The organism is Croceivirga lutea (assembly GCF_014235875.1).
GTDB classification, from domain to species: Bacteria; Bacteroidota; Bacteroidia; order Flavobacteriales; family Flavobacteriaceae; genus Croceivirga; species Croceivirga lutea.
On sequence record NZ_JACJUK010000004.1, the window covers coordinates 187,801 to 199,044 of the forward strand.

General features: G+C 36.3%; 5 protein-coding genes. All 5 read right to left on the reverse strand.

What is annotated here, in order from left to right:
* Positions 1-23: 23 nt before the first annotated feature.
* Positions 24-1,079 carry a COX15/CtaA family protein gene (locus H5V42_RS09180; RefSeq protein ID WP_185782864.1) on the reverse strand — a complete coding sequence of 352 codons (1,056 nt, stop codon included), beginning with the start codon at positions 1,077-1,079 and terminating at the stop codon, positions 24-26.
* 37 nt (positions 1,080-1,116) lie between these two features.
* Positions 1,117-3,060 carry an OmpA family protein gene (locus tag H5V42_RS09185; protein WP_185782865.1) on the reverse strand — a complete coding sequence of 648 codons (1,944 nt, stop codon included), beginning with the start codon at positions 3,058-3,060 and terminating at the stop codon, positions 1,117-1,119.
* A gap of 15 nt (positions 3,061-3,075) precedes the next feature.
* Complete coding sequence (locus H5V42_RS09190) at positions 3,076-4,038, reverse strand: PorP/SprF family type IX secretion system membrane protein (RefSeq protein WP_185782866.1); 963 nt, start codon at positions 4,036-4,038, stop codon at positions 3,076-3,078.
* 20 nt (positions 4,039-4,058) lie between these two features.
* On the reverse strand, positions 4,059-9,596 hold the full coding sequence (locus tag H5V42_RS09195; protein ID WP_185782867.1) for a T9SS type B sorting domain-containing protein: 5,538 nt from the start codon (positions 9,594-9,596) through the stop codon (positions 4,059-4,061).
* 198 nt (positions 9,597-9,794) lie between these two features.
* On the reverse strand, positions 9,795-11,210 hold the full coding sequence (locus H5V42_RS09200) for a CCA tRNA nucleotidyltransferase (protein WP_185782868.1): 1,416 nt from the start codon (positions 11,208-11,210) through the stop codon (positions 9,795-9,797).
* Positions 11,211-11,244: the final 34 nt, after the last annotated feature.

The window sequence follows — 11,244 nt, forward strand, 5'->3', positions numbered from 1 at the left end:
TCTATCTATTGGAAAGGTCAAAATTACAAAGAATCAATTCTTTTTCTGCTCTGATACACTTCTAAAAACAGATAAAATTGTACACCAAATAAAATTGAAGCTAAAATCAAATGTAAAGGTTGAGAAGAAAAAGGAAAATCAAGATAAAACATCGCAATTCCAGTTAGTATTTCTAAACCTAGAAGTACCATTACCCATTTTAGTTTATGAAAACCGAGACCATTTTTTCGGTTGATATAAAACAGTGAACCGTTTATAATTAACACCAAAATAGATAGTGAACGATGAATGTAAAATTGTATTTGTGGCTCATTAAGCCACATGTTTTTTGCCTGATAACCCACTAAATCAATTTGGTTATCTACAAACTGTCTTACTTGTGTACCTAAGAAAACTTGCAGTAAGGTTAGCAATAGTGCAAAACCAAACAAGGCAAATAAATTTTTATGGTAAAGAAAGACTGATTGCTTGATCTTAAGCTTGTAAATAACATATAATATCATGGCAACAATTATTAAAGCCATGAACATGTGCAATGTTATTTTAAAAGGTTCTAAAACTGAATAAACAACGGTAGCACCTAACCAAGCTTGAAAGCCCATACCAAAAACAATAAGCCAAGCCAGAAGTATCACTAGTTTAGGGGATGCTCTAAACGCTTTTTTGGTAAAGGCTAAAAAGCTAGCGTAAATTGCCAGTATTAAGGTTGCTAAACCTGCTAATGCTCCTAACAATCTATTGATGAATTCAACCCAGGTATGGTAAGGGTTAAATGTAGCATAATCATGTTTTTGGTAAGCAGCCCAATTTTTCTGGTTGTAAGTGCTAGTGGTAGTAAAATTAGACGATGCAGTGTATAGGGCTTCTTCTTTAATTATTACTTGCCCTTTTTTAAATTCTCTATTGGGCTGCCATTGAAGTGTTTCTTCAGAAGTAGGCGGAATTAAATAACCAAAACATTTTGGCCAATCTGGACATCCCATTCCACTACCTGTCATTCTCACTATAGCGCCAGCAGCAATTACCAAATACACCAATACAAGTGTTATTTTGGCAAGTTTTCTCAATTTTGGATACATGAAGCAATTTTATACAAAAATAACTTCTAAAGATGATTTAACGAAGCACTACGAACTCTGTTCTGTTGTTTTCATCATGTTGTGCTTCGGAACATTGTACTCCATCAATACACTTATTTTTTATTTCAGCTTCACCCACTCCAATAACTGTAATGCGGTCACCTTTTATACCGGTAGAAATTAGATATTCTTTAATATTTTCAGCACGTCTTCTGGCTAGCATGGTGTTTTGAAATGCGTTACCTCTACTATCTGTGTGTTGTCTAATTTGAATTGAAATATCTGGATTATCGTATAAATACCCGTACAATTTATTGAGTTCAATAGCTGTATTAGGACTTATAAAAGAGGTTTCATCTTCAAAAGGTAAATTAGAAATACCTAAAACTAAACCTAAATCTGTACCAAATTCAGCAGCCTTACTCACCCCAATCATTCTCAAATTTAAATTGGTTACCTCTTGGTTTTTAGTTAAATCTAATTCTAAAATGTTTTCACTATAATCCTCAGCAATTACATTAAGCTTAACTACTTTCTCATCACAGAAGATTTCAAAGTTAAATGAACCGGTAGAAGAAGTTTTTTGTTCATCTAAAACCACATCGTTAGCACCAAGTAATTGCACCTTACTGTAGGCAATATTTTTCTCTGTATCGTAATCAGTTACAATACCAGCAATATCTTGTTTACAACTAAAATCGAGTTTTATTTTTTCTTTAAAAGCATAGATATCATCACTACCATCTCCACCAATTCTATTAGATGCAAAATAACCTGTGCTATCTATTTCTTTAATAATGTAGCTAAAGTCATCGTACTCACTATTAATAGGCTCGCCTATATTCATAACTTTTATTTTGCCATTTTCTAAGGTTTGTGCTGCATAAATATCTAAGCCACCTAGACCAGGATGACCATCAGAAGCAAAGAAAAGTGTACTAGATTCAGATATAAAAGGAAAGGTTTCTCTACCCTCAGTATTAATTTCGGGACCACAATTTACGGGTTCTCCAAAGCTTCCATCTTCATTAATGGTTACGTAAAAAATATCTGATTGACCAAAGGTTCCTGGCATATCTGAGGTAAAGTATAACTTGTTTTCTTCTACATTTAAACAAGGATTAGCAGTAGAATAAGCATCATTATTAAATGGCAATTCTTCAACCTTATTCCATGATAGATTGGAGTAAGTGGCTTTATATATTTTTAATCTGCTAATACCGGTGGAGTCGCGCACAAACTCTCCGTCTTTATAATTGTTTCTGGTAAAATATACGGTGCTACCATCTTTTGTAAAACATGCTGAACTCTCATGTGCATCAGAAATAATATCACCTTTTAACTTGCTTACAGATAATTTAATATTTCCGGTTTCTTTGTAATGAAATAAATCTAAGAAAGGCATAGAATTCCAGTCGTGAATATTCTTAGGTTTTTTATCAAAAAAGCCCGAAGAAGCAAATACAATTCCTTCATCTAAGTAATAAGAAGGTGCAAAATCTGAATATTCAGAATTGATAATAAGGGTGTCAATCTTATAGCGATTTGAAACTTTTTTTATGTTTTCTAAATAATTAGGTTGGGCCAATAGTTTTTTAAGTCTTAAATCTTCTGGCAAAGTATCTTTAAGTGTTTTTAAGATGTTGTCGGCTTCATCATACCTATCCAAGCTTTTTAGACTAATTGAATAGCGGTGAATATACTCGGGGTCCATTTTCTGGTTACCTAAAGCAAAAAATAAACCTCTGTACCATTTGGCTGCTGTCTTATAATTTGAGTTAAAAAAATTAGCATCACCTAGTTTTTTATAAACATTGATATCTTCTGTTCCTTCCATTATCTGCTCTTCATATCCTTCAATAGCAAAAGAATAGGCAAATTTTTGAAAGTCATCTTCTTCTTGGGATAGTTTCTCTTCTTGTGCACTTAAGGTAAAAAGCGACAACGCTAATAGTAAAAAACTAATGTATTTTGTTCGCATGCTTTTCATTTTATATTAGAAAAATCGCGGTGTTAAAACTCTAGTAAACTTGCTTCTACCTCTTCTTGGTCCGCCTGTTAACACTTCATATCTGAGAAATATTTCAAACGAACCATTGTTAAAGGCAGTATTGCCTAATTCTGTAATTTCTCTATCATAGGCCAGACCAAGCATAATTTTATCATTAAATTGAAATCCGGCCAACGCGCTCCATGCAGAACCCCAGCGGTATGCGGTGCCAAAAGTAAACTTATTGTCATAAAGAAAATTAGCAGAGAGATCTGCTTGTAGCGGAGCTCCTGATACTGCTTTTAAAAGTACTGCTGGTTTAAATTTAATGCGGTCAGAAAGTTCTGTTACTACACCAGACATTACATAAAAGTTCATTCGTTCTGTAGCTAATAAATTTGAACTCGAACCAGAAGAATCAAAATGTTCTGTTTCTAAAACATTAGGTACAGAAACCCCAGCATAAAATGTATCAGAGTAGTAATAGGCTCCAAATCCAAAATTTGGGGAAAACTTATTATCAATTACCACATCTTGTCCGCTATTGAAACTTGGACCTCTGTTCTGTAGTTTAGATAAATCTATGTTTAATAAATGACCACCAGCTTTTAGTCCAAAGCTTAAATCTGTTTCTTCATTTATGGCTATGGTGTACGAAAACATACCATCAAAATATGTTTCTTGGTTGGTACCGTTACCAATTTCATCATTAACTACAGAAAGACCTAAACCAATTCTACCGCGCAACGGCGCATGAATATTCAATGTTTGTGTCTGTGGTGCACCTTCTAAGCCTACCCATTGTGAGCGATAAAGACCAACTACACTTAGACCGCCTCTTGAACCAGCATATGCCGGGTTGATAGCCAAGGTGTTATACATGTACTGGGTGTACTGAGCTTCTTGTTGTGCAACTAAACTAGTGCTACAACAAATAAGAATTGCTATTAAAAAATGTTTAGGTTTCATTCTCTTGATTCAGGGTTGAATTATCTATTTATATAGAGATAACCATCAATAGTTTCTGATTTTCCATTTCTGTTGTAGGTAATTATATAAAAATACACACCAACAGGGAGCGCTTCATCTTTCTGTAAAGTAGCTCTACCATTAGAGATACCATTAAAGAAAATGTTTTGATTATCATAACCGTTGGCTTCAAAAACTTTTACTCCCCAACGGTTAAATATTTGAACAGTATTGTCTGGAAAGTTTTCAATATTTTCTAATTGAAATATTCCATTGTTATTTTCTGGAGCTACCAAGTCTGTAGTTATTGAAACAAAGCTACAATCAATATCAGCAGGAGGGGTTCCGCCGATAGAATCACAAGCATCATTTGGATTGGTACCGTCAATACTTTCTTGCCCATCTGAAATACCATCACCATCAGAATCAGGATTTAATGGGTCTGTTATAATACCATTTGGATTAGCAATGGTAGCTTCATCATCTATACCTGTAAATTCTTCAGCATTGGTTAACCCATCATTATCACAATCATCTTCTGCCGTGGGAGTACCTCCAATAGAATCACAAGAGTCATTAGGGTCTGTACCGTCAATAATTTCTTGTGGGTCGTTAATACCATCACCATCGGTATCAACATCTGGCACTTGACCGTTAAGTGGATCATATGGGTCTGTACCATCTATAAGTTCTTGACCATTTAATGTACCATCACCATCACAATCAGCAGCAATCCAAACATTATTTTCAGCATCAAAACCTGTATAGCCAATTTGTTGTGCAGGGTCGCAAGGATTATTAAAATCTGTACCTTGACTAAACTCGTTTTCATCAAAAATTCCGTCACCATCTGTATCTTCAGTAAATGCATATGGATTAGTACCTTGGCTTACTTCATCACCGTTTAAGAATCCATCACCATCACAATCTGCTCCGGCCCATATTGAATTGGTGGAATCAAAATCAGCATAGGTTGCTTTTTGTTCTGGGTCACAAGGATTAGTAAAATCAAAACCATCTACAATTTCTCTATCATCAAGAATACCATCACCATCAGTATCACCAGGATTATTGTAGGGGTCAGTACCTCCATCAAATTCTTCACCGTTTAACACCCCATCACCATCACAGTCGGCTGCTCTCCAAATTTCATTGGTACCGTCAAAATTAGTGTAACCTGCTTCCTGTATTGGGTTACAAGGGTCATTTTTATCAGTACCATTATTAATCTCGGCATCGTCTGCAATACCGTCACCATCAGTGTCTACAGAAGAGTAGGGGTCAGTACCGTTTGTAATTTCAGTTGCATTTAGAACACCATCAGAATCACAGTCACTATTTCTCCAAATTGGATTTGAACTATCAAAAGCTGTGTAACCCGGATTTTGGATAGGACTACATGAGTCATTTGGGTTACTATTGTTGTTTATTTCGTTGTCATCGTCTATACCATCACCATCAGTATCATTTGAAATTTGATACGGATTTGTACCATTGTCAAATTCGTTTCCATTTAGCACCCCGTCTCCATCACAATCAGCAGCTCTCCATATAACATTATTTCCAATGAAACCAGTATAGGCAGCATTTTGAATTGGGTCACAAGGGTTATTGCTATCAGAACCATTTAAAATTTCTGTTTCATCAGCAATACCGTCACCATCAGTGTCTATAGATTCTGAGTAGGGGTTGGTACCATTATCGAACTCTGTACCATTTTGTATACCATCTCCATCACAATCGGCAGCACGCCAAATACTATTATTACCATTATAACCAACATAATTTTCTGGTTGAGCCGGGTCACAAGGGTTTATTCTGTCTGTACCATTGAAAATTTCTAAATCATCAGAAATACCATCACCATCAGTATCCACAGACGGTTGGTAAGGATTTGTACCATTGTCAAATTCATCACCGTTAGCAACGCCATCGCCATCACAATCCGCAGCTCTCCAGATGGTGTTTGCACTATCAAAACCAGTGTAATTGGCATTTTGAATAGGGTCGCAAGGATTATTCTCATCAGTACCATTGGCTAGTTCCAAAGCATCATTTATACCATCACCATCGGTATCTGATGATGCATTATAAGGGTCAGAACCATTAACAAATTCTTCTCCATTTAGTACACCATCACCATCACAATCGGCATTTTGCCAAATAGTATTACTACTATCAAAACCCGTATAACCTGGGTTTTGTTGCGGGTCACAGGCATTATTTTGATTGGAGCCAGCAGCTATTTCGTTGTCATCATTAATACCGTCACCATCGGTATCACCAGAAACTGCATAGGGGTTAGTGCCGTTATCAAATTCAGTTCCGTTTAATACACCATCGCCATCACAATCTGCAGCTCTCCAGATGGTGTTTGCACTATCAAAACCAGTGTAATTTGAATTCTGAGTAGGACTACACGCATTATTGGGGTCTGTACCATTCGCAACTTCATTGTCATCTAATATTCCATCACCATCAGTATCTCCAGAAACTGCGTACGGGTCAGTATTGTTATCAGCTTCGTTACCATTTAAAATTCCATCACCGTCGCAGTCTCCACCTCTCCAAATTGGGTTTAACGCATCAAAGCCAGTATAACCTGGGTTTTGTAGCGGGTCACAGGCATTATTTTGATTGGTGCCTGCCGCTATTTCGTTGTCATCATTAATACCGTCACCATCGGTATCACCAGAAACTGCGTAGGGGTTAGTGCCGTTATCAAATTCAGTTCCGTTTAATACACCATCGCCATCACAATCGGCATTTCTCCAAATAGTATTGCTACCATCAAAATCTGTATAATCTTCATTTTGAGCAGGTAAACACGGGTCATTTGGTGCAGTGTCATCTACATTAACAACGCCATCGCCATCATCATCAGTAGTTAAATCAATAAAACATTCAAAATATTCAGAACCATCTACGCGGATATTTCCTAAACCAGCATCAGAAATAGATAATGTTTGATTACCATCTTGAGTTACTGTTAAACAGATAACCTGTGCAGTATAAGAAATCTCACCAGAAGGATTGGTAATTGTAGTAATTTCTCCATTAAGATTTAATCGAACAACTCCTGTAGCATTTGAGAAACCAACAGTTACACAAATTTGAGAACCAATAGTTAAATTTGAAACACTTAAATTTAAATTATCAGTTCCCGCAATATTATTGGTGAATAATCCATCGGGGGCACCGTCAGCATTAATAGCGTTTCCAATACCGGCACTTGATACAAAAGTTCCTGCTCCAAATCTAAATTCACCGTTACAATAGGGGTCTGTTGTTGGGTCACCATCATTAAGTTCATCAATATTGGATAAACCATCACCATCACAATCTGCTACTTGCCAAACAGGGTTTGTGGCGTCATAACCAGTGTAACCTACTTCTTGTGAAGGCAAACAGGGATCATTAGGAGCACTGTCTAAACTATTATCAATTCCGTCACCATCATCATCAACATCTTCTACCGAAAATGTAACTATTGCGGTGGCACAAATAGCTGAACCACTAGCCGAGTTACACACCTCGTATTCAATTGTAACAGTGGCATTAGCTTCTGAACCTAGTGGCGTATAGCTTAGTTCACCTGTGGTTGAGTTAAAAGCTATAGTTCCTTGGGCAGTTCCATTGCCCGTATTAGTTATACTTGTGGTACCTAAATTGTTGATATCGTTATTAGGCAGGTAATTATCATTATCTAATATACTAATGGTTGTAGTTATCGCAACCGTTGCATTACCAGAATCTGATGTTGCAATTGGTTGCAATGGGTTAGCATCTAGATTATCTGGATTTCCATCGCCATCTGTGTCTTGGGTATACGGGTCTGTACCATTCGCAAATTCAACACCATTTAGAATAGTGTCTGAATCACAATCAGCATTTTGCCAAATGCCATTAGTTGAATCAAAGCCGGTATAGCCAGCATTTTGTAAAGGGTCACAAGGGTTATTTAAATCTGATGAAGATGCAAACTCAAGTTCGTTTGAAATACCATCACCGTCAATATCTGCAGTACAGGTTATTGATTTTTGCGCGTTGTTTTTAGAAGAAACATCATTTTGGGTTATACCTCCAGGCACACCGTTACCGTTTACAGTGGCGTTAAGTTGCCCAATAGAATTAATATCGGCATAGGAAATATTTGCATCCCCTTCTAACGCATCAAAACAGCCATCACCATCAGCATCTGTGTCCACATCATCTGTTAATCCATCGCCATCAGTATCAATTTTGGAGGCCCAAAGTATAGTTTTTGCTAGTAAATTGGCACCTGCAGAATTAAAAGTGTCAAAGTGCGGAACAATTGCTCTTCTGCCAGGTGAGGGCGTATTATTTTCTAACAAGTCACCAGTATCCCAAATGGCGAAAGAAACATTGTTGTTAGGATGTAATCCCAAAACCGTTCCTGAGTTTAAATTTTCAACGTTTACCCTAGCATCACCTATATTGAGATTGCCTAAGGCTAAATTTTGGGTAATAGGATGGGTATTGTTGACAATATTTACAAAAGAAGTGATGTCATTTCTTCCGTTTCCTGGTGCAGAACCAATAAACTCATCATATAGCTGAGCTTCAGAAGTTACTAACCCTCTTGGGGTATTTGCAATACCAGTAAAACTAGCATTTACGTTACCAGACAATGCATCTTCATGTACAAATATGACGTCAAAGTTGTTTACATTAGCATTAGCACTATTAGTGTCTGTTGTTGGGGTAACAGTAAAACCAAAATCTTCTAGCAGCCCTATAGTTTCTGCTTCATCAGCTTGTAGCGCATTATCTGTAATCCAAAGTAATGTTCTGCCATTTATTGCTTCTTCAGCATTGGAAAGACCATCATTATCATTATCTAAATCAATATCATTAACAATACCGTCACCGTCAAAATCAGTATTGGGGTTGCCAGCAATTAGTTGAATAGCGTCTTCAGCTACAGAAATTTGAACCGATTCATAAGTTGATACAAAGCCTGAGGCATTGGTTCCTGCAGAAATAGTAAAAGTCTCCGATGTTGCAGAGGCTATGAAAGTAATTACCGTTGGACTCCATGAGTTTTGCGTTATTCCAGTAACTGTTTCAAAAGGGTTAGTACCAATTTGGTATGAAAATGAATCTATAAAAACCGGAGAATAAGGACCGGTTGCTGTTAAAGAGTAAATGGTTAATTCATACGTTGCGCCTGGCGATAAACCAGAAATTGTGGTTTGTATAATTTCTTCAAAAGATGGATTACCCACATCTCTTAGAGAAATCCAATTAGTATGCCCGCTTGGAGGAAGCGGTAGTGGATTGTTATTCCATCCTGTACCACCATTTTGAGTTACGTTCGTTGCTGCAAAAAATCTATCAGAAATGTCTGGGGTTGCCGAAATAGGTGTCCATCCGGTAGGAGCACAAGCTGAACAATTTGCATCTGCGTTAGTATCTGGTATAGTTTGCGTGTAGCCAACCATAGAGTAGAGCAGCAAAAGGATTAATAAGGTAAACCCATAACTTTTTTTGAACACGTTAAACGTTGTTCTTTTTACAGCGAAATGTAGGTTCATTGCTTTAGTGTTGTTTGATGGGGTGGTTAATGGTGTGTTTTAAGTTTGTTTTTACGATTTCAAAATTAAACGCTTTTAACTGAGCTTATTATGTAATTTAGACCAAAAGCGATGCTTTTCAGATAAAAACACCTAGTCACAGATTTTTTATAAATTTTGAATTGAGAGTTAGCGTGATTTTTTTCGATGAAACGCAGATTATGCATGTGTAAGACCCATTTGTTTTCCTTTTGTAAGCATATAATTATAAGCGGCTTCGTAATTGTTAGGAATTTCGCCTTCCAATATAGCTTCTTTAATGGCATCTTTTATAAGCCCAATTTCTCTACATGGTTTTAGGTTGAATACCTTCATAATTTCTTCGCCCGAAACCGGTGGTTGAAAATTTCTTATGCGGTCACGTTCTTCAACCTCAATTATTTTTTCGCGAACTATTTTAAAATTATTCTTATAGCGTTTTTGTTTTTTAGGGTTTTTAGTTGTGATGTCTGCCTCACAAAGAGTCATTAAATCTTCTATGTGCTCACCAGCGTCAAAAACTAATCTTCTTACAGCAGAATCTGTAACATGGTCTTCAGATAGGATTATAGGTCTAGAGCTCATCAACACCATTTTTTGAACAAATTTCATTTTTTCATTCAATGGCATTTTCAGTCTTTTAAAAATTTTATAAACCATTTTACTACCTACAAATTCATGTGCGTGAAATGTCCAACCAATTTTTTTATCGAATCTTTTTGTTGGCGCTTTTCCAATATCATGCAATAAAGCGGCCCACCTCAACCACAAATTGTTGGTGGTTTTGGCAATATTATCAACTACTTCTAAAGTATGCCAAAAGTTATCTTTATGTCTTTGACCTTCAACTTCTTCAATACCTTTTAAAGCAATGAGCTCTGGCAAAATAAGTTTTAACAGACCCGTATTGTAGAGTAGTTTAAAACCCTTTGAAGGTTGAGAACTCAAAAGTATTTTGTGAATTTCGTCAACAACCCGTTCGTTAGAAATAATTTTTAATCTATTTGCATGGCTAGTGATAGCCTGTAATGATGCTGTTTCAATTGTAAAATCTAATTGTGTTGCAAAACGGATTGCTCTTAACATTCGTAATGGGTCATCAGAATAAGTAATACCTGGCTCTAAAGGTGTTCTTATGGTTTTATCCTTTAAGTCTGTGATACCATTAAACGGGTCAATTAACTCACCAAAAGTGTTTTTGTTTAAAGAAATAGCTAACGCATTAATGGTAAAATCACGCCTTTTTTGGTCATCTTCAAGAGAACCATTTTCTACTATTGGTTTTCTACTATCTCTTTGGTAGCTTTCTTTTCTAGCGCCAACAAATTCAACTTCTAGGCTATGGTGCTTAAGCATTGCTGTTCCAAAATTTTTAAAAACCTTGACCTCTGAGGAATCAATTAATTGCGCTGCAACAGCTTTGGCCAATTTAATTCCGCTACCTACGGCTACAATATCTATGTCTTTAGCATTACCTCTTTGCAATAAATAGTCACGTACGTAACCACCAATTACATAACATGGCATTTGCAGTTCATCTGCGACTTCACCAATAGTAGTAAATATGCTGTTCTGTAAAGCTTTAGAATGACTCATTATTAATTTTATGCCAAATACAACTGCTTTGGTT